Raw genomic sequence first — 19601 nt, 5'->3', positions numbered from 1 at the left:
GGATGGCCATGGACTACGACTACGTCATCGTTGGCGCGGGCTCGGCCGGCTGCGTGCTGGCCAACCGCCTGGGCGCCGATCCGGCCGTGCGCATCCTGTTGCTGGAGGCGGGGCTGGCCGACAAGAGCTGGACCATCGACATGCCCTCGGCGGTGGGCATCGTGGTCGGCGGTACACGTTACAACTGGAGCTACAGCAGCGAGCCGGAGCCGTACCTGGATGGCCGACGGATCGCCACGCCGCGCGGGCGTACGCTGGGCGGGTCGTCGTCGATCAATGGCATGGTCTACATCCGTGGCCACGCCCGCGACTATGACGGCTGGGCGGCGCAGGGCTGCGAAGGCTGGGACTACCAGCGCGTGCTGCCGTACTTCATTCGCTCGGAGAACCATGCCAGTGGCGCCGACGATTACCACGGCGCGGCCGGGCACCTGCATGTCACGCCGGGCGAAATCGATACGCCATTGTGCGCGGCCTTCGTCGCGGCGGGCGAGGAGGCGGGCTACGGGCGCAGCAGCGATCTCAATGGCCATCGCCAGGAGGGCTTCGGCCCGGTGGACCGTACCACGCGGCAGGGCAGGCGCTGGAGCACGTCGCGCGGGTATCTGGGCGAGGCATTGGGGCGCGGCAACGTCACCGTCGCCACGGGGGCGCTGGCGTTGCGCATTCTCTTCGAGGGAGATCGCGCGGCAGGCGTGGAGTACGAGCAGAATGGCCAGGCACTGACCGCCGGTGCAAGCCGCGAAGTATTGCTGACGGCGGGGGCGATCAATTCGCCGCATCTGCTATTGCTCTCGGGCATCGGCCCGGCGGACGAACTGCGCCAGTTGGGCATCGCGGTGAAGCACGACCTGCCCGGCGTCGGCCGGCGCCTTAACGATCACCCCGACAGCGTCGTGCAGTTCATCTGCAAGGCACCGGTGTCGATCTACCCCTGGACCTGCGCGCCGGGCAAATGGTGGATCGGCGCGCGTTGGTTCGCCACCCATGACGGGCTGGCGGCGAGCAACCATTTCGAGGCGGGCGCTTTCATCCGCTCCCGCGCGGGAGTCGAACATCCCGATCTGCAACTGACCTTCATGCCGCTGGCGGTGCAGCCGGGCAGTGTGGCGCCGGTGCCGGACCACGCCTTCCAGGTACATATCGACCTGATGCGGCCCACCAGCCTGGGCAGCGTCACCCTGCGCAGCGCTGAGCCCCGGCAAGCGCCGCGCATCCTCTTCAACTACCTGCAGACCGAGCAGGACCGCGCCGACATGCGCGCCGGCGCCCGTCTGGTGCGCGAACTGGTGCGCCAGCCGTCGATGCGCGGGCTGGCGGGCGAAGAGCTGACGCCCGGCCCGCTGGCCCACAGCGACGCCGAGCTGGACGCCTGGGCGCGGCGCGTTACCGAGACCGGCTACCATGCCAGCGGTACCTGCAAGATGGGGCTGGCCAACGATCCCGAGGCGGTGGTCGATCCGCAGCTACGCGTGCATGGCCTGCGGGGTTTGCGGGTGGTGGACGCATCGATCATGCCGAGCATCGTCAGCGGCAACACCAATGCGCCGACAGTGATGATCGCGGAGAAAGCCAGCGATATGATCCGGGGGTTGCCGCCGCTGCCGGCGGCCAATGTCCCGGTGTGGCTGCATCCGCAGTGGCAGCACCAACAGCGCTAAGGAGAGTCGATGGCCAGTGTTGCACCGCCTTCCCGGTTCCGCCGCGAACCTTTGCGCGTGGGCCTGCTGCTGTTGCCGTCATTCCCCGGCCTGGGGCTGGCGGCGGTGGTGGAACCGCTGGCCATCGCCAACTGGCTGGGCGGCGAGGCGCTGTTCGAGTGGCAGTTGCTGTCGCTGGACGGCGAGCCTGTCACCGCCAGCAACGGCCTGACCAGCACGGTCCACGAGGCCATCGACCCGGAGCGGGGCTGGGATGCCTGCTTCGTCATCGCCAGTTTCGACGTGCACAAGCATGCGCGCAATCGCCCGCTGAAAAGCTGGCTGCGCCGCCAGGCAGCGTTCGGCGCGACGCTGGCGGGCATCGAGACCGGCACCGAACTGCTGGCCGCGGCGGGAGTGCTGGATGGCTTCCCGGCGGCGGTGCACTGGGACAACCTGCAGGGCTTCCAGGAGAGTTACCCGAAGGTCCAGGCCCGCGCGCAGCTCTACACCCTCGACCGCCAGCGCCTGACCTGCGCGGGTGCCAGCGCCATCCTCGACCTGATGCTGGGCTGGATCGCCCAGCGGGTGGACGCCGACCTGTCGCGGGAGATCGCAATGCACCTGTTGCTGGGCGAAACCCGCGAGCCCGGTGCGCATCAGTTGCAGGGCCGGCAAAGCGACGCCCACGCCCACGGCGGCAAGGTACGCCGCGCCATCACGCTGATGGAGCAGGCGCTGGAGGAACCGCTGGAATGCGACGCCATTGCCGAGCGCGTCGGCCTGTCGCGCCGCCAGCTGGAGCGGCAGTTCAAGCAGCACACCGGGTTGTCGCCGCTCAAGTACTACATCGTCCTGAGGCTGGGCCGTGCCCATAGCCTGCTGCAGCAGACGCGCCTGAGCGTGGCGCAGGTCGCGGCGAGTTCCGGCTTCGGTTCGCTGGAGCATTTCTCCCGCGCGTACCGCGCGCATTTCGGTTGCCCGCCCAGTGCGGACCGCACCCAGACCTATACTGCGCCGGTGATGCGCCAGCCGCTGGGGCGCGATAACTGACGGCGTAAAGGCTTTTCGTAGGAGCGAGCTTGCTCGCGAACCGCCGGAAGCACCGGGTCACCGGCGAACGGTTCGCGAGCAAGCTCGCTCCTACAGGTGCCTGTCAGCCCGCGAAGGTGGGTTCGCTCTCCATCAGCATCTCCCGCAGCGCCGCGAAATGCCGCTCGGCGAACCCCGGATACTCCAGCCACTGGCGCATGGTCTTGCGTGCGACCTCGTCGCTGGCGATGCGCAGCGGGCGGCCGGTGGCCAGGGCGGTGAGGTAGGTTTCGCAGGCGCGCTCGAAGTAGTACAGGTCATCGAAGGCCTGGGCCACGCTGGGTGCGGCCACCAGCACACCGTGGTTGCCCATCAGCAGGATCGGCTTGTCGCCCAGCAGGCGGCTGACGCGTTCGGCCTCGTCGCCCAGGCCCATGCCGTCGAAGCCCTCGTCGATGGCCACGCGCTCGAAGAAGCGCATGCTGTTCTGCTCGATGGGCGGCAGGCGCGAGTCGGCCAGGCAGGCGAGGGCGGTGGCGTATTTCGAATGCACATGCAGGATGCAGCGTGCCTGCGGGTTGTTGCGGTGCAGTGCGCCATGCAGCGCCCAGGCGGTGATATCCGGCGCGTCCGGGCGGTCGAGCGCCTCGGGGTCGTCCGCGTGCAGGCGCAGCAGGTCGCTGGCGCGTATCTGCGAGAAGTGCCGGCCGTAGGGGTTGATGAGGAAGTCGCGGCCATCGGCAGACAGGACCAGGCTGAAGTGGTTGGCGATGGCTTCGTGCAGGTTCAGGCGTGCGACCCAGCGAAAGGCGCAGGCGAGGTCGATGCGGCCCTGGCGTTCCAGGCCGGTGTCGAGGGTGCGGCTGGCAAGCGTTGGCATGGCGGCTCCGGGAGCAATGCCCGTGCCGGGCTGGCCGGGCCTGGCTTTCGAGTCTAGGGGCGTGGCGCCGCTGGACTTGATGCGGAACGACCGGGCGTGCCGCTCCGCCGGTCGTCCAATGCGTCGCCAGCCCTAGACGAACTGCGCCGCCGCGTAGCCCGAGGCCCAGGCCCACTGGAAGTTGAAGCCGCCCAGGTGGCCGGTGACGTCCAGCACTTCGCCGACGAAGTACAGGCCGGGGGATTTCAGCGATTCCAGGGTCTTGGACGACACCTCGCGGGTGTCCACGCCGCCCAGGGTGACTTCCGCCGTGCGGTAGCCCTCGGTGCCGGCGGGCACCAGTTGCCAGTCGCCCAGGCGCTCGGCAATCGCTTTGAGCTCGCCGGGTGTGTACTGCTTCATGGGCTTGGAGACGAACCACTGCTCGGCCAGCAGACCGGCCATCTTCTTGGTGAACAACTCGCCCAGCAGCGTCTTCAGCTCGCTGTTGGGGCGCTCGCGCTGCTGCTCGACGAGCCAGACGGGCAGGTCGATGCGCGGCAGCAGGTCGATGCTGATGGTGTCGCCAGGCTGCCAGTAGGAGGAAATCTGCAGGATCGCCGGGCCGCTGAGGCCGCGGTGGGTGAACAGGATGTTCTCGACGAAGCTCTGGCCGTTGCAGCTGACGCGGCAGTCCTCCACCGAGGTACCGGACAGCTCCGTGCACAGCGCCTTGAGCTGCGGGTCGGTGAGGGTGAAGGGCACCAGGCCGGCGCGGGTCGGCAGCACGCTGTGGCCGAACTGGCGGGCGATCTGGTAGCCGAAGCCGGTGGCGCCCAGGGTCGGGATGGACAGGCCGCCGGTGGCGATCACCAGGGATTCGCAGCGAGCGGGGCCGAGGCTGGTCTGCAACTGGTAGCCGCCTTCGTCGAGGCGGGCGATCTCGCTCACCGAGGTGTCCAGGCGCAGGTCGACGCCGGCCTGGTCGCACTCGTCCAGCAGCAGGCCGAGGATGTCGCTGGACTTGTTATCGCAGAACAGCTGGCCGAGCTTCTTCTCGTGGTAGGGCACGCCGTGCTTGGCCACCAGGGCGATGAAGTCCCACTGGGTGAAACGTGCCAGTGCGGACTTGCAGAAGTGCGGGTTGTGCGAGAGGAAGTTGACCGGCTCGCAGTACATGTTGGTGAAGTTGCAGCGCCCGCCACCGGACATGAGGATCTTCTTGCCGGCCTTGTTCGCGTGGTCGATCAGCAGGACCTGGCGACCGCGCGCGGCGGCGCTCATGGCGCACATCAGTCCCGCGGCGCCGGCGCCGATGATGATGACCTGGGATGTGAGCACGGTGGTTTCCTTCTGTACGGGGTAGCGGGCGCTTGAGGCGGCGCATCTTACCCGAAGCACGGGCGCGCCGGCTGCCTGGAGTCGACCGGGCGTCGACTGCGCATCACCTGCCGGGGCAGGTTTCCCGACCGGCGCCGACCACGTCGGGATATCCCCGCAGCGCTTTTGTCCGGATAATGCCGGCCAGTTCGCTTTCTACTTTTTCGTGGTAATGCCCGCATGGAAATCAAGGTCAATTTTCTCGACAACCTCCGACTCGAAGCCAAGTTCGACGACTTCACGGTGATTGCCGACCAGCCCATCCGCTACAAGGGCGACGGTTCGGCCCCCGGTCCGTTCGATTACTTCCTGGCCTCCTCGGCGCTGTGCGCGGCTTACTTCGTCAAGCTCTACTGCCAGACCCGCGACATCCCCACCGACAATATCCGCCTCTCGCAGAACAACATTGTCGACCCGGAAAATCGCTACAAGCAGATCTTCAAGATCCAGGTGGAACTGCCGGCGGACATCTCCGAGAAGGACCGCCAGGGCATCCTGCGCTCCATCGACCGCTGCACGGTGAAGAAGGTGGTGCAGACCGGCCCGGACTTCGTCATCGAAGAGGTGGAAAACCTCGACGCCGACGCCCAGGCGCTGCTGATGCCGGGCACCGACGCCGGCGCCAGCACCTATATCCAGGGCAAGGACCTGCCGCTGGAGCAGACCATCGCCAACATGTCGGAAATCCTCGCCGGCCTGGGGATGAAGATCGAGATCGCTTCGTGGCGCAACATCGTGCCCAACGTCTGGTCGCTGCACATCCGTGATGCGCAGTCGCCGATGTGCTTCACCAACGGCAAGGGCGCTACCAAGGAAAGTGCGCTGGCCTCGGCGTTGGGCGAATTCATCGAGCGACTGAACTGCAACTTCTTCTACAACGATCAGTTCTGGGGCGAGGAGATCGCCAACGCGCCCTTCGTGCATTACCCCGATGAGCGCTGGTTCAAGCCCGGACCCAAGGATGCGCTGCCGGAGGAAATCCTCGATGAACATTGCCTGGAGGTCTACAACCCGGACGGCGAACTGCGCGGTTCGCACCTGTACGACACCAACTCAGGCAACACCGAGCGCGGCATCTGCTCGCTGCCGTTCGTGCGCCAGTCCGACGGTGAGACGGTGTACTTCCCGTCCAACCTGATCGAGAACCTCTACCTCTCCAACGGTATGAGTGCCGGCAACACCCTGGCCGAGGCGCAGGTGCAGTGCCTGTCGGAAATCTTCGAGCGCGCGGTGAAGCGCGAAATCCTCGAAGGCGAGCTGGCGCTGCCGGACGTGCCGCAGGAGGTGCTGGCCAAGTACCCCGGCATCCTCGCCGGCATCCGCGGTCTGGAGGAGCAGGGCTTCCCCGTACTGGTCAAGGACGCGTCGCTGGGCGGTGAATTCCCGGTGATGTGCGTGACCCTGATGAACCCGCGCACCGGCGGCGTGTTCGCCTCCTTCGGCGCGCACCCCAGCCTGGAAGTGGCGCTGGAGCGCAGCCTCACCGAGCTGCTCCAGGGCCGCAGCTTCGAGGGCCTCAACGATCTGCCGAAGCCGACCTTCGAAAGCCAGGCGGTGACCGAGCCGAACAACTTCGTCGAGCACTTCATCGACTCCAGCGGCGTGGTGTCGTGGCGCTTCTTCAGCGCCAAGGCCGACTTCGAGTTCGTCGAATGGGACTTCTCCGGCCACGGCGACGACTCCAACGTCCAGGAAGCGCAGACTCTGTTCGGCATCCTCGAAGAGCAGGGCAAGGAGGTCTACATGGCCGTGTACCAACACCTGGGCGCCACGGCGTGCCGCATCCTGGTGCCGGGCTACTCGGAAATCTACCCGGTGGAAGACCTGATCTGGGACAACACCAACAAGGCCCTGGCGTTCCGCGCCGACATCCTCAACCTGCACAGCCTCAACGTCGTCCGCCTCAAGTCGCTGCTCAAGCGCCTGGAGAGCTGCGAGGTGGACGACTACACCGACATCACCACGCTGATCGGCATCGAGTTCGACGACAACACGGTCTGGGGCCAGCTGACCATCCTCGAACTCAAGCTGCTGATCAACCTCGCGGTGAAGCGCTTCGAGAACGCCAAGGAACTGGTGGAGATGTTCCTCCAGTACAACGACAACACCGTCGAGCGCGGGCTGTTCTACCAGGCGCTCAACGCGGCGCTGGAAGTGCAGCTGGACGAGGAACTGGAGATGGCCGATTTCGAGGCCAACTTCCGTCGCATGTTCGGCAACGAGCGCATGGACGCGGTGCTCGGCTCGCTGGACGGCAGCGTGCGCTTCTACGGCCTGACGCCGACCAGCATGAAGCTGGAAGGGCTGGACAAGCACCTGCGCCTGATCGAGAGCTACAAGAAGCTGCACCAGGCTCGTGCCAGGGCAGTGGCGCGCTGATCCGGCGGGATATTCAGCGGATACCGCTCGGTTCCACGCCCCTGCCAGGAGTATGGCCGAGCGACGTTTGTAGGATGGGTGGAGCGTAGCGATACCCATGCTGTCCGTGCATAGGCATCGATGGGTATCGCTGCGCTCCACCCATCCTACCGATCCTACGCAAGAGGCACCTTCGGGTGCCTTTTTTGTTTCCAGAGCTCCTTGGCCACAGGCCTGGCATGCCGCTCGACCGGTCGTCCGGTGATGCGCGAAAGTCCGCCTAGACTTGTCGATTCCGTCGTCGCCCAGGCGACCAAGCTGCATGCCGGTCACACCGACCGCGCGAGAATCAGGAGAGTCACCATGTCCAGCCTGCAACGCGTCACCCCCTGCCTGTGGTTCGACGGCAAGGCCGAGGAAGCGGCCAAGTTCTACACCGGGATATTCCCCAACTCGCGGATCGTCCAGACCGCCTATTACCCCGAAGCCGAGAAGGACCGCCACGGCGGTGTGCCCGGCTCGGTGCTGACGGTGGAGTTCGAGCTCGACGGCCAGACTTTCATCGCCCTGAACGGCGGGCCGGCGTTCAACTTCACCGAGGCGCTGTCGCTGCAGGTGATGTGCGACAGCCAGAAGGAAATCGACCACTTCTGGGACAAGCTCGGCGCTGGTGGCCCGGTGGAGGCACAGATCTGCGGCTGGCTGAAGGATCGCTACGGGGTCTCCTGGCAGATCTGCCCGCGCCACGTCGGCGACATGGTCGCCGACCCGGACAAGGCCAAGGCCAGTCGCACGCTGCAGGCGGTGATGGGCATGAAGAAGCTGGACATGGCCGCCATCGAGCGCGCCCACGCGGGTAATTGAAGCCGGAAGAGGAGGGCGCGCGGCATGTTCAGCCATATCACCGTCGGCACCAACGACCTGCCGCGGGCCATCGCTTTCTACAGCAAGCTGCTCGAGCCGCTGGGGATCGTCCTCAAGGCTCACCGTCATACGCCGGAGCGGGCGATCTTCGCCCATCCTGACAGCGACGTGGTGTTCTGCGTCTACGAGCCCATCGACGGCCAGGCGGCGAGTGCCGGAAATGGCAGCCTGGTGGCCTTCGAGGCGCGCACCCGGCATCAGGTGGACAGTTTCTATACTCGTGCCATGCAGCTGGGTGGCGTCGATGAAGGGCCGCCGGGCCTGCGTCTGCATTATTCGCCGACCTATTACGGCGCCTATGTGCGCGACCTGGATGGCAACAAGCTGTGTTGCGTCTGTCATCTGCCGGAGTGAGCGGCGCGCGAGGGCGCTAGAATGCGCACTCGCCATCCTGTCGACGAGAATGCCCATGACCGCTGCCAGCACCTTCGCTCCGCTGCTTTCCGTGGCCCTGTTGTGGGCCGTGGCGGTGGTCACGCCGGGGCCGAACTTCTTCACCACGGCGCGCATCGCCGCCGTGCATTCGCGCCGCCATGGACTCATCGCTGCCCTGGGCGTTGCCTGCGGTACGGTGATCTGGGGGCTCGCCGGCGGGTTGGGAATCAAGTCGCTGTTCAGCGCTGCGCCGGCGTTGTACCTGGGCTTCAAGCTGGCCGGCGGCGCCTACCTGATCTACCTCGGCATCAAGCTGCTCAAGCGCAGGACGCTGGCCGACGGTGGAGAGAGCCTCGCTGAAGTCAGCCGTGAGCGCAGCGCCTTCTCGGCGTTCCGCCTCGGCCTGCTGGGCAACCTGACCAATCCCAAGACCGCGCTCTTCGTCGCGACCCTGTTCGCCACCGCCATGCCGGCTTCGCCCTCGGTACCGCTGCTGGGCATGGCCATCGCACTGATGGTGACGCTGTCCTTGAGCTGGTACTGCTGCGTGGTGCTGGTCTTCGCCAGCGAGCGCATGGCAGGCGTCTACCGCCGCTTCCGCCGGGCGCTGGATCGCTTTGCCGGCTGCTGCTACCTGCTGTTCGGCGCGCGGATGGTGGCGACTCACTGACGGCCGCGCCCGGCAGATATTTCGAACCTCGTTGCGCAGTGGCCCGTCCAACTCCCTGAGCGCCACAGTCAACCGGCACGCACCGTTTGCCCGACTGCGGCACCGCCAAGCGGCGAGGGTGCGCTCGCCGGACAGGGAGAATCTGCGATGGTCACTCACTACAAGGTCAAAGGCCACCTGGCTTGCGGGCATGCGGGCAAGCACCTGGAATCCACCACCGAGCTGAACCGGGTGAAATGCCGTAGCTGCCGCAACACTGACGTCTACAAGGAAGCCCGCCGCAATGCGCGCAATGCCGCGCGCCGCGCCCAGCGCAAGGCCCGCGCCGAAGCCGTGCACAACGACTGGCGCAGCTTCTGGGAGAAACGTCTGGCCGCGATGCCCGGCACCCAGCGGCTGCCGCGTGGGTTCCAGGACCAGGCATTCGTAGGTGCTGCTGCCGGCGCTCCTGTAGCGGCTGCCGCTTGAGCCGGGCCTGAGGGGAGGGTTGGCCGGATGCATGTCCGAGCATTCCGCTCGGGCAAGTCGTGCTAGCATCTGCTCCGGCCCCGAATCCTCCTGCGGCGCTGGCAACCAGCCAGCGCCGCCATCCCTCACAGAAGGACCCAAGCAATGGCTCAAGTCACCCTCAAGGGCAACCCGGTATCCGTAGACGGCAAGCTGCCGCAGAAAGGCGAGCAGGCTCCGGCTCTGTCGCTGGTCGCCGGCAACCTGTCCGACGTCACCCTGGAAACCTACGCCGGCAAGCGCAAGGTGCTGAATATCTTCCCCAGCGTCGACACCCCGACCTGCGCCACCTCCGTGCGCAAGTTCAACACCGAGGCGAGCAAGCTGGCCAACACCGTGGTGCTGTGCATCTCCGCTGACCTGCCGTTCGCCCAGGCGCGCTTCTGCGGCGCCGAAGGCCTGGAGAACGTGGTGAACCTGTCCACCCTGCGTGGCCGCGAGTTCCTCGCCAACTACGGCGTCGCCATCGCCGACGGCCCCCTGGCCGGCCTGGCTGCCCGCGCCGTGGTGGTGCTGGACGAGCAGAACAAGGTGCTGCACAGCGAGCTGGTAGGCGAGATCGCCGACGAGCCGAACTACGCCGCCGCCATCGCCGCCCTGGCCTGATGACGCTGCTGCTTTCGTAGGAAAGCCGGGCCGACCCGCCAGGGTCGGTCCGTCAGGTCGGGAACCCTTCCGGCCAATCCGGGTCGCAATGCCCCGGACTTTCGTAACTCCCGGTAAATCAAAGGTAAATAGCGGGTAAAGAGACTTTGCCTGCGGCGCGGCTGTGCTTATCGTTCAGCCTCGCTATTCTCACTTTTTTGCGTGAAGCCCTCTTTTCAACAAGACAGAGCCCCATGACTGCAAGCAACGGATCGCCCTCCAAACTCCGCAAACTGCGCCCCTGGCTTATCACGGCACTGCTGTTCGCCGCCGTGGTGGGGCTGATCATGTGGCTGCACTCGACCTCCACTGGCGCACCGGCAGCCCAGGGCGGGCGCGGCGGCCGGCCGGGGCCGGGGCAGATGGCCGCGGGGCAGGGCGGTACGGCGGTGACCGTCAGCGTCGCGCCGGTGGTCAAGGGCGACCTGCCGGTTCACTACCATGCATTGGGCACGGTGACCGCCTACAACACCGTCAACGTGCGCGCGCGGGTCAGCGGCCAACTGGTCAAGGTACCGTTCCAGGAAGGCCAGGAAGTGAAGGCCGGCGATGTGCTTGCGGTGATCGACCCGCGTCCGTTCCAGGCCGCGCTGGACCAGGCCCAGGGCACCCTGCTGCAGAACCAGGCGCAACTGAAGAACGCGCAGATCGACCTCGCCCGCTACAAGGGCCTGTACGCCGAGGACTCAATCGCCAAGCAGACCCTGGACACCCAGGAAGCCCAGGTGCGCCAGTACGAGGGCACCTTGAAGACCAACCAGGGCCAGGTCGCCGACGCCAAGCTCAACCTCGAATTCACCCAGGTGCGCGCGCCCATCGCCGGCCGCGTCGGCCTGCGCCAGGTGGACGTGGGCAACCTGGTCACTTCCGGCGACACCACGCCGCTGGTGGTCATCACCCAGGTCAAGCCGATCTCCGTGGTCTTCAGCCTGCCCCAGCAGCAACTGGGCACCGTCGCCCGCGAACTCTACAGCGGCAAGCCGGTGCCGGTGGAAGCGCTGGACCGCAACCAGAACCAGACCCTGGCCACCGGCGTGCTGAAGACCCTGGACAACCAGATCGACACCACCACCGGCACGGTCAAGCTCAAGGCCGGGTTCGAGAACGACGACCACAAGCTGTTCCCCAACCAGTTCGTCAACGTGCGCCTGCTCGCCGAGACTCTGCCGGGCGTACTGACTATCCCGGCCAATGCCGTGCAGCGTGGCAACGACGGCACTTATGTGTATCTGGTCGGCGAGGAGAACAAGGCCAAGCGCCAACTGGTCACCCTGGGCACCAGCGAGAGCGAGCGCGTGGTGGTTACCGAGGGCCTGAAGGAAGGCGACCGCGTCGTTGTCGAAGGTACCGACCGCCTGCGCGAAGGTACCCGCATGACCATCGCCGCCTCTGCCGAGAAGGCCCGCGCCGCTGCGGGAGAGGAAGCCGACAAGTCCACCGCCAAGCCGTTCGGCTCGGATGCGCCGGTCCAGGATAGCGGTAAGAGCGAATGAACCCGTCCCGCCTGTTCATCCTGCGGCCGGTCGCCACCACGCTCCTGATGGTGGCAATCCTGCTGTCGGGGATCATTGCCTATCGCTTCCTGCCGATCTCGGCGCTGCCGGAGGTGGATTACCCGACCATCCAGGTGGTGACCCTGTATCCCGGTGCCAGCCCGGACATCATGACCTCCTCGGTGACCGCGCCGCTGGAGAACCAGCTGGGGCAGATTCCCGGCCTCAACGAGATGTCCTCCACCAGCTCCGGCGGCGCTTCGGTGATCACCCTGCAGTTCAGCCTGCAGATCAACCTGGATGTGGCCGAGCAGGAAGTCCAGGCGGCGATCAACACCGCGCAGAGCCTGCTGCCCAAGGACCTGCCGAACCAGCCGGTGTACAGCAAGGTGAACCCGGCGGATGCACCAATCCTGACGCTGGCGGTGATGTCCACGGACATGCCGCTGCCGCAGATCCAGGACCTGGTGGATACGCGCCTCGCGCAGAAGATTTCGCAGATTTCCGGCGTCGGCCTGGTCAGCATCAGCGGCGGCCAGCGCCCCGCGGTGCGCATCCGCGCCAACCCCGGCGCGCTGGCGGCGGCCGGCCTGAGCCTGCAGGACCTGCAGACCACCGTCACCAACAACAACCTCAACGGCCCCAAGGGCAGCTTTGATGGCCCGACCCGTTCCTCGACCCTCGACGCCAACGACCAGCTCAAGTCCGCTGACGCCTACCGCGACCTGATCATCGCCTACAAGAACGGCTCGCCCCTGCGCGTGCGTGACGTGGCGAGCGTGGAGGATGACGCCGAGAACGTGCGCCTGGCCGCCTGGGCCAATACCTCGCCGGCCGTGGTGCTGAACATCCAGCGCCAGCCGGGGGCCAACGTCATCGAGGTGGTGGACAGCATCAAGAAGATGCTCCCGCAACTGCAGGCAACCCTGCCCGGCAGCCTCGAAGTGTCGGTGCTGACCGACCGCACCACGACCATCCGCGCTTCGGTGGCGGACGTGCAGTTCGAGCTGTTCCTCGCCGTCTGCCTGGTGGTGATGGTTACCTTCCTGTTCCTGCGCAACATCTCGGCAACGCTGATCCCCAGCTTCGCCGTGCCGCTGTCGCTGATCGGCACCTTCGGCGTGATGTACCTCGCCGGCTTCTCGATCAACAACCTGACGCTGATGGCGCTGACCATCGCCACCGGCTTCGTGGTGGACGACGCCATCGTCATGGTGGAGAACATCGCACGCTACCTGGAGAAGGGCGATACGCCGCTGGAAGCCGCGCTCAAGGGCTCGAAGCAGATCGGCTTCACCATCATCTCGCTGACCTTCTCGCTGATCGCCGTGCTGATCCCACTGCTGTTCATGGGCGATGTGGCCGGCCGATTGTTCCGCGAATTCGCCATCACCCTGGCGGTGGCGATTCTCATATCGGGCTTCGTCTCCCTGACCCTGACGCCGATGCTCAGCGCCAAGCTGCTGCGCCACGTCGAGCCGGAGAAGGAAGGGCGCTTCGCCCGCGCCGCCGGGCGCTTCATCGACAACCTGATCGAGCGCTACGCGGCGGCCCTGCGTGTCGTTCTGCGTCACCAGCCGCTGACCCTGCTGGTGGCCATCGCCACCGTGGTACTCACCGCGCTGCTGTACATCTTCATGCCCAAGGGCTTCTTCCCGATCCAGGACACCGGTGTGATCCAGGGCATCGCCGAAGCGCCGCAGTCGATTTCCTTCCAGGCCATGGCGGGCCGCCAGCAGGAGCTGGCGAAGATCGTGCTGCAGGACCCGGCGGTGGAAAGCCTGTCGTCCTTCATCGGCGTCGACGGCACCAACGCCACGCTCAACACCGGGCGCCTGCTGATCAACCTCAAGCCCCACGCCGACCGCGACGTGACCGCCAGCGAGGTGATCCAGCGCCTGCAGCCGGAAGTGGACCAGATCGCCGGCATCAAGCTGTACATGCAGCCGGTGCAGGACCTGACCATCGAAGACCGCATCGCCCGGACGCAGTACCAGTTCACCCTGCAGGATGCTGACCCGGACGTCCTCGCCGACTGGGTGCCGCGCCTGGTGGACCGCCTGCAGCAACTGCCGGAGCTGGCCGACGTGGCCACCGACTGGCAGGACAAGGGCCTGCAGGCCTACATCAATATCGACCGCGACACCGCTTCGCGTCTGGGTGTGAGCCTGTCGAACATCGACAGCGTGCTGTACAACGCCTTCGGCCAGCGGCTGATCTCCACCATCTTCACCCAGGCCACGCAGTACCGCGTGGTGCTGGAAGTGGCGCCGGAATTCCAGATCGGCCCGCAGTCGCTGGAGAACCTCTACGTGCCCTCCAGCGACGGCACCCAGGTGCGCCTGTCGAGCCTGGCCAAGGTGGAGGAGCGCCACACCCTGCTGGCGGTCAACCACATCGCCCAGTTCCCGGCGGCGACCATCTCCTTCAACCTGGCCAAGGGCGTCGCCCTGGGTGAGGCGGTGCAGGCGATCCGCGACGTCGAGGCGCAGATGGAAATGCCCGTCAGCCTGCAGGGCAGTTTCCGTGGCGCGGCGCAGGCCTTCGAGGCCTCGCTGTCGAACACCCTGCTGCTGGTGCTGGCGTCCATCGTCACCATGTACATCGTGCTGGGCATCCTCTACGAGAGCTTCATCCACCCGGTGACCATCCTTTCCACGCTGCCCTCGGCGGGCGTGGGCGCGCTGCTGGCGCTGATGCTGTCGGGCCAGGACATCGGCATCGTGGCGATCATCGGTATCATCCTGCTGATCGGTATCGTCAAGAAGAACGCGATCATGATGATCGACTTCGCCCTGGATGCCGAACGCAACGAGGGCAAGCCGCCCCATGAGGCGATCTATCAGGCGTGCCTGCTGCGCTTCCGGCCGATCCTGATGACCACCATGGCCGCGCTGCTCGGCGCACTGCCGCTGATGCTCGCCGGCGGCGCCGGCGCCGAGCTGCGCCAGCCGCTGGGCATCACCATGGTTGGCGGCCTGCTGGTCAGCCAGCTGCTGACGCTGTTCACCACGCCGGTGATCTACCTGTACTTCGACCGCCTCGCCGCGCGCTGGGCGGCCTGGCGTGGCCGTCACGGCCTCGACGTGAACAGCATCGACCCGGCGGAGCGGACCTGATGGGCGGCCTCTCGCGCCTGTTCATCCTGCGCCCGGTCGCCACCTGCCTGCTGACCCTGGCGCTGATGCTGGCCGGCGCGCTGTCGTTCAGCCTGCTGCCGGTGGCGCCGCTGCCCAACGTCGACTTCCCGACCATCATGGTGCAGGCCACCTTGCCCGGCGCCAGCCCGGAGACCATGGCTTCCACCGTGGCCACGCCGCTGGAGCGCTCCCTGGGACGCATCGCCGGGGTCACCGACATGACCTCCAGCAGCTCCCTGGGCAACACCACCATCATCGTGCAGTTCGACCTGTCCAAGGACATCGACGGCGCGGCGCGCGAGGTGCAGTCGGCGATCAACGCGGCGATGAGCCTGCTGCCCACCGGCATGCCGAACAACCCGACGTACCGCAAGGCGAACCCGTCGGACATGCCGATCATGATCCTCACGCTGACCTCGGACACCTACACCCGCGGTGAGATGTACGACCTGGCCTCGACCATCGTCTCGCCCAAGCTCGCGCAGGTGAAGGGAGTGGGCCAGGTGAGCATCGGCGGCTCGTCGCTGCCGGCGGTGCGCGTCGACGTCAATCCGGACCAGCTCAGCCACTACGGCATTTCGCTGGACACGGTGCGCAATGCGATCAACAACACCAACGCCGACGGTCCCAAGGGCTCGCTGGAGTTCGGCGAGCGCCATTGGCAGGTGGACTCCAACGACCAGCTGCGCAAGGCCAGCGAGTACGCCCCGCTGATCGTCCACTACAACGCCGAAACCGGCGCGTCGGTGCGCCTGAAGGACGTCGCCAAGGTCACCGATTCGGTTGAGGACATCCGCAACGCCGGCTTCTCCGACGACCTGCCGGCGGTGCTGCTGATCATCACCCGGCAGCCCGGCGCGAACATCATCGAAGCCACCGACGCGATCCACGAGCAGTTGCCGATCATCCAGGATGTGCTCGGCCCGCAGGTGAAACTGTCGGTGATGGACGACCGCAGCCCGTCGATCCGCTCCTCGCTGGAAGAGGCCGAGCTGACCCTGATCATCTCCGTGGTGCTGGTGATCCTGGTGGTCTACCTGTTCCTGCGCAACGGCCGCGCCACGCTGATCCCCAGCCTCGCGGTGCCGGTGTCGCTGGTGGGGACCTTCGCGGTCATGTACCTGTGCGGCTTCTCGCTGAACAACCTGTCGCTGATGGCACTGATCATCGCCACCGGCTTCGTGGTGGACGACGCCATCGTCGTGGTGGAGAACATCGCCCGGCGTATCGAGGAGGGCGACCCGCCGATCCAGGCCGCCATTCGCGGGGCTAGAGAGGTGAGCTTCACCGTGCTGTCGATGACCCTGTCGCTGGTGGCGGTGTTCATCCCGCTGCTGCTGATGGGCGGCATCACCGGGCGGCTGTTCCGCGAGTTCTCGGTGACCCTGGCGGCGGCCATCCTGGTGTCGCTGGTGGTGTCCCTGACACTGACGCCGATGCTCTGCGCGCGCCTGCTCAAGCCTGTCGAGCGAGGGCCGAAGAAGGCCTCGGTGGATCGCCAGAGCAACCGTTTCTTCGTCGCCTTCATGCAGCGTTACCACGCCAGCCTGAGTTGGGCGCTGGAGCATTCGCGGCTGATGGTGGTGATCATGCTCGGCTGCATCGCGCTGAACCTGTACCTGTTCGTGGTGGTGCCCAAGGGCTTCCTGCCGCAGCAGGATTCCGGACGCCTGCGCGGCTTCGCGGTGGCCGACCAGAGCATCTCGTTCCAGGCGCTGGACAAGAAGATGGCGCAGTTCCGCAAGATCCTCTCCGAGGACCCGGGCGTGGAGAACGTGGTGGGCTTCGTCGGTGGCGGCAAATGGCAGTCGAGCAACACCGGCTCCTTCTTCGTCACCCTCAAGGACATCACCGAGCGCGACTCCGCCGAAACCATCGTCAACCGCCTGCGCAAGAAGCTGGCGCAGGTGCCCGGCGCCAACCTGTTCCTGGTCGCCGGCCAGGACGTGCGCATCGGCGGCCGCCAGGGCAACGCGCAGTACGATTTCACCCTGCGCAGCGATGACCTCAACCTGCTGCGCGAGTGGGCGCCGAAGGTCGAGGCGGCGATGAACAAGGTGCCGCAGATCGTCGACGTGAGCAGCGACGCCCAGGACAAGGGCGTGCAGAGCCGCCTGGTGATCGACCGCGACCGCGCGGCCAGCTTGGGCGTGAACGTCGCCGAGGTGGATGCGGTGCTGAACAACTCCTATGGCCAGCGCCAGGTTTCGACCATCTTCAACCCGCTGAACCAGTACCACGTGGTGATGGAAGTCGCCCAGCCGTACCAGGAGACGCCCGAAGAGCTGCGCCAGGTCTACGTGATCAATAGCGAGGGCGAGCGCATCCCGCTCTCGGCCTTCACCCATATCGAGCCGAGCCGCGCGCCGCTGGAGGTCAACCACCAGGGCCAGTTCGCCGCGACCACCTTCTCCTTCAACCTGGCGCAGGGCGCGCAGATCGGCCCGGCCCGCGACGCGATCCTGGCGGCGGTGGAACCCATCCACCTGCCGATGGAAATTCAGGCCACCTTCGAAGGCAACGCCGGCGCCGTGCAGGACACCCAGAACGACATGCCCTGGCTGATCCTGCTGGCGCTGGTGTCGGTTTACATCGTGCTGGGCATCCTCTACGAGAGCTATGTTCATCCGCTGACCATTCTCTCGACACTGCCCTCGGCCGGTGTCGGTGCACTGCTCACACTGATGCTGTTCCGCACCGAGCTGTCGCTGATCGCGTTGATCGGGGTGATCCTGCTGATCGGCATCGTGAAGAAGAACGCGATCATGATGATCGACTTCGCCCTGGACGCCGAACGCACCCTCGGCCTGTCGCCACGGGACGCGATCCTGGAAGCGGCGATGAAGCGCTTCCGGCCGATCATGATGACCACCCTGGCCGCCATCCTCGGCGCGCTGCCGCTGATCTTCGGCATCGGTGGCGATGCCGCACTGCGCCGCCCACTGGGCATGACCATCGTCGGCGGCCTGATCGGCAGCCAGTTGCTGACCCTGTACACCACCCCCGTCGTCTACCTCTACCTCGACCGCCTGCGCCATTGGGTCAACAAGAAGCGCGGCGTGAAAACCGACGGCGCCCTGGAGACACCCGTATGATCCATTCCCGTTCCCTGCTCACTCCGCTGGCTCTGGCGCTGGCCGTGGCCCTGGCCGGTTGCGCCATCGGCCCGGACTACCAGCGCCCCGAGCTGACGGTGCCCGCCAGCTTCAAGGAGGGTGAGGGTTGGCAACTGGCGAAGCCGCAAGACGGCTTCAACCACGGCGCCTGGTGGGAGCTGTACGGCGACGCCACGCTGAACGACCTGCAGACCCGCCTGGTTGCTGCCAACCAGACCCTGGCGCAGTCGGTCGCGTCCTACCGCCAGGCCCAGGCACTGGCCAAGGGCGCGCGCTCCTCGTTCTTCCCCACCATCAGTGCCGACGTCGGCAAGACCCGCTCCGGGCAAGGCACCGGCAGCGGCGGCAGCGTGCGGCTGCCGGATGGCTCCACCGTCAGCAGTGGCGGCGGCAGCAGCTCGATCAGCAACAGTTATTCGGCGAGCCTCGGCGTGAGCTGGGAGCTGGACCTGTGGGGCAAACTGCGTCGCCAGCTGGAAGCCGATAACGCCAGCATGGATGCCAGTGCCGCGGACTTGGCCAACTCGCGTCTTTCGCTGCAATCCCAGCTGACCCAGAACTACCTGCAACTGCGGGTCATGGACCAGCAGATCAAGCTGCTCAATGACACCGTCGTCGCCTACCAGCGTTCGCTCAAACTCACCGAGAACCAGTACAACGCCGGCATTGTCACCAAGGCCGACGTCGCCCAGGCACGTACTCAGCTGAAAAGCACCGAGGCCCAGGCCATCGACCTGAAGTACCAGCGCGCGCAACTGGAGCACGCCATCGCCGTGCTGGTCGGCTTGCCGCCAGCGCAGTTCTCCCTGGCTGCTGTGGAGGGTGTTCCGAGCCTGCCGTCGGTGCCCGCGTTGCTGCCTTCGGAACTGTTGCAGCGCCGCCCGGACGTGGCTTCCGCGGAGCGCCAGGTGATCTCCGCCAACGCCAAGATCGGCGTGGCCAAGGCCGCGTGGTTCCCCGACCTGACCCTCACCGCCGCCGGCGGCTACCGCAGCGGCAGCTTCCAGAACTGGATCGAGACGCCCAACCGCTACTGGTCCATCGGCCCGCAGTTCGCCATGACGCTGTTCGACGGCGGGCTGATCGCCTCCCAGGTCGAGCAGGCCGAGGCGAGCTACGACCAGACGGTCGCCAGCTACCGGCAGACGGTGCTGGACAGCTTCCGTGAGGTCGAGGACTACATGGTCCAGCTCAAGGTGCTGGAAGAGGAGAGCGGCGTACAGCAGGAAGCGCTGGACTCCGCCCGTGAGGCACTGCGCCTGACCACAAACCAGTACAAGGCCGGCACCATCGACTACAGCGACGTGGTCACCACCCAGACCAGCGCGCTGTCCAACGAGCGGACACTGCTGACCCTGACTGGCAGCCGGCTGACTGCCAGTGTGCAGTTGATCGCCGCGCTGGGCGGCGGCTGGGATGCGGCGAAGATTGCCGAGGAAGGCCAGGCGACCCGGGACTGACG

Annotated in this window: 14 protein-coding genes; 12 read left to right on the top strand and 2 right to left on the bottom strand. The window is 66.4% G+C overall.

All coding sequences use genetic code 11. From position 1 onward, the window contains the following. Positions 1-2: 2 nt before the first annotated feature. Together G4G71_RS18025 and G4G71_RS18020 are read left to right on the top strand one after the other, a co-directional pair. On the top strand, positions 3-1661 hold the full coding sequence (locus G4G71_RS18025; protein WP_169939392.1) for a choline dehydrogenase: 1659 nt from the start codon (positions 3-5) through the stop codon (positions 1659-1661). 9 nt (positions 1662-1670) lie between these two features. Then, on the top strand, positions 1671-2693 hold the full coding sequence (locus tag G4G71_RS18020) for a GlxA family transcriptional regulator (protein ID WP_169939391.1): 1023 nt from the start codon (positions 1671-1673) through the stop codon (positions 2691-2693). 103 nt (positions 2694-2796) lie between these two features. On the opposite strand, the gene G4G71_RS18015 is transcribed toward G4G71_RS18020, so the two are convergent. Together G4G71_RS18015 and G4G71_RS18010 are read right to left on the bottom strand one after the other, a co-directional pair. Beyond that, positions 2797-3552, bottom strand: a complete 756-nt coding sequence (locus tag G4G71_RS18015) for a class II aldolase and adducin N-terminal domain-containing protein (protein WP_169939390.1) — start codon at positions 3550-3552, stop codon at positions 2797-2799. A gap of 132 nt (positions 3553-3684) precedes the next feature. Beyond that, on the bottom strand, positions 3685-4824 hold the full coding sequence (locus G4G71_RS18010) for a BaiN/RdsA family NAD(P)/FAD-dependent oxidoreductase (RefSeq protein WP_420826020.1): 1140 nt from the start codon (positions 4822-4824) through the stop codon (positions 3685-3687). Between the two features lie 267 nt (positions 4825-5091). On the opposite strand from G4G71_RS18010, the gene G4G71_RS18005 reads away from it, so the two are divergent. The 10 genes from G4G71_RS18005 (at position 5092) to G4G71_RS17960 (ending at position 19599) form a co-directional block, all read left to right on the top strand. Continuing rightward, positions 5092-7290, top strand: coding sequence for an OsmC domain/YcaO domain-containing protein (locus tag G4G71_RS18005; protein WP_169939388.1), 2199 nt, complete (start codon positions 5092-5094; stop codon positions 7288-7290). 342 nt (positions 7291-7632) lie between these two features. Beyond that, positions 7633-8133, top strand: coding sequence for a VOC family protein (locus G4G71_RS18000; RefSeq protein ID WP_054908926.1), 501 nt, complete (start codon positions 7633-7635; stop codon positions 8131-8133). A gap of 24 nt (positions 8134-8157) precedes the next feature. Further along, positions 8158-8547 (top strand): VOC family protein, encoded by a 390-nt coding sequence (locus G4G71_RS17995; protein ID WP_169939387.1) that lies wholly within the window; start codon positions 8158-8160, stop codon positions 8545-8547. Positions 8548-8602: 55 nt separating this feature from the next. Beyond that, the gene (locus tag G4G71_RS17990; RefSeq protein WP_240964803.1) at positions 8603-9238 is read left to right on the top strand and encodes a LysE family transporter; all 636 of its coding nucleotides are present in this window, start codon (positions 8603-8605) and stop codon (positions 9236-9238) included. Positions 9239-9385: 147 nt separating this feature from the next. Further along, positions 9386-9706: a hypothetical protein gene (locus tag G4G71_RS17985; RefSeq protein WP_169939385.1), complete on the top strand. Its 321-nt coding sequence runs from the start codon at positions 9386-9388 to the stop codon at positions 9704-9706. Between the two features lie 144 nt (positions 9707-9850). After that, positions 9851-10351: a thiol peroxidase gene (gene tpx, locus G4G71_RS17980; RefSeq protein WP_169939384.1), complete on the top strand. Its 501-nt coding sequence runs from the start codon at positions 9851-9853 to the stop codon at positions 10349-10351. Between the two features lie 233 nt (positions 10352-10584). Further along, positions 10585-11883, top strand: coding sequence for an MdtA/MuxA family multidrug efflux RND transporter periplasmic adaptor subunit (locus tag G4G71_RS17975; RefSeq protein ID WP_169939383.1), 1299 nt, complete (start codon positions 10585-10587; stop codon positions 11881-11883). Beyond that, complete coding sequence (locus tag G4G71_RS17970) at positions 11880-15002, top strand: MdtB/MuxB family multidrug efflux RND transporter permease subunit (protein ID WP_169939382.1); 3123 nt, start codon at positions 11880-11882, stop codon at positions 15000-15002. The genes G4G71_RS17975 and G4G71_RS17970 overlap by 4 nt, the downstream gene beginning before the upstream one ends. Next, complete coding sequence (locus G4G71_RS17965; RefSeq protein WP_169939381.1) at positions 15002-18118, top strand: multidrug efflux RND transporter permease subunit; 3117 nt, start codon at positions 15002-15004, stop codon at positions 18116-18118. The genes G4G71_RS17970 and G4G71_RS17965 overlap by 1 nt, the downstream gene beginning before the upstream one ends. Further along, complete coding sequence (locus G4G71_RS17960) at positions 18115-19599, top strand: efflux transporter outer membrane subunit (protein ID WP_169939380.1); 1485 nt, start codon at positions 18115-18117, stop codon at positions 19597-19599. The genes G4G71_RS17965 and G4G71_RS17960 overlap by 4 nt, the downstream gene beginning before the upstream one ends. Positions 19600-19601 lie beyond the last annotated feature (2 nt).

Origin of the sequence: Pseudomonas multiresinivorans (genome assembly GCF_012971725.1) — a bacterium.
GTDB classification, from domain to species: Bacteria; Pseudomonadota; Gammaproteobacteria; order Pseudomonadales; family Pseudomonadaceae; genus Pseudomonas; species Pseudomonas multiresinivorans.
Note: the sequence above shows the minus strand (reverse complement) of the source record. Positions and strands in the feature narration are given on the sequence as shown.

Excerpts from the sequence above, each read along its gene's own strand:
- G4G71_RS18025 (WP_169939392.1), top strand. The coding sequence starts at position 3 with ATGGCCATGGACTACGACTACGTCATCGTTGGCGCGGGCTCGGCCGGC.
- G4G71_RS18020 (WP_169939391.1), top strand. The coding sequence starts at position 1,671 with ATGGCCAGTGTTGCACCGCCTTCCCGGTTCCGCCGCGAACCTTTGCGC.
- G4G71_RS18015 (WP_169939390.1), bottom strand. The coding sequence starts at position 3,552 with ATGCCAACGCTTGCCAGCCGCACCCTCGACACCGGCCTGGAACGCCAG.
- G4G71_RS18010 (WP_420826020.1), bottom strand. The coding sequence starts at position 4,824 with ATGTGCGCCATGAGCGCCGCCGCGCGCGGTCGCCAGGTCCTGCTGATC.
- G4G71_RS18005 (WP_169939388.1), top strand. The coding sequence starts at position 5,092 with ATGGAAATCAAGGTCAATTTTCTCGACAACCTCCGACTCGAAGCCAAG.
- G4G71_RS18000 (WP_054908926.1), top strand. The coding sequence starts at position 7,633 with ATGTCCAGCCTGCAACGCGTCACCCCCTGCCTGTGGTTCGACGGCAAG.
- G4G71_RS17995 (WP_169939387.1), top strand. The coding sequence starts at position 8,158 with ATGTTCAGCCATATCACCGTCGGCACCAACGACCTGCCGCGGGCCATC.
- G4G71_RS17990 (WP_240964803.1), top strand. The coding sequence starts at position 8,603 with ATGACCGCTGCCAGCACCTTCGCTCCGCTGCTTTCCGTGGCCCTGTTG.
- G4G71_RS17985 (WP_169939385.1), top strand. The coding sequence starts at position 9,386 with ATGGTCACTCACTACAAGGTCAAAGGCCACCTGGCTTGCGGGCATGCG.
- tpx (WP_169939384.1), top strand. The coding sequence starts at position 9,851 with ATGGCTCAAGTCACCCTCAAGGGCAACCCGGTATCCGTAGACGGCAAG.
- G4G71_RS17975 (WP_169939383.1), top strand. The coding sequence starts at position 10,585 with ATGACTGCAAGCAACGGATCGCCCTCCAAACTCCGCAAACTGCGCCCC.
- G4G71_RS17970 (WP_169939382.1), top strand. The coding sequence starts at position 11,880 with ATGAACCCGTCCCGCCTGTTCATCCTGCGGCCGGTCGCCACCACGCTC.
- G4G71_RS17965 (WP_169939381.1), top strand. The coding sequence starts at position 15,002 with ATGGGCGGCCTCTCGCGCCTGTTCATCCTGCGCCCGGTCGCCACCTGC.
- G4G71_RS17960 (WP_169939380.1), top strand. The coding sequence starts at position 18,115 with ATGATCCATTCCCGTTCCCTGCTCACTCCGCTGGCTCTGGCGCTGGCC.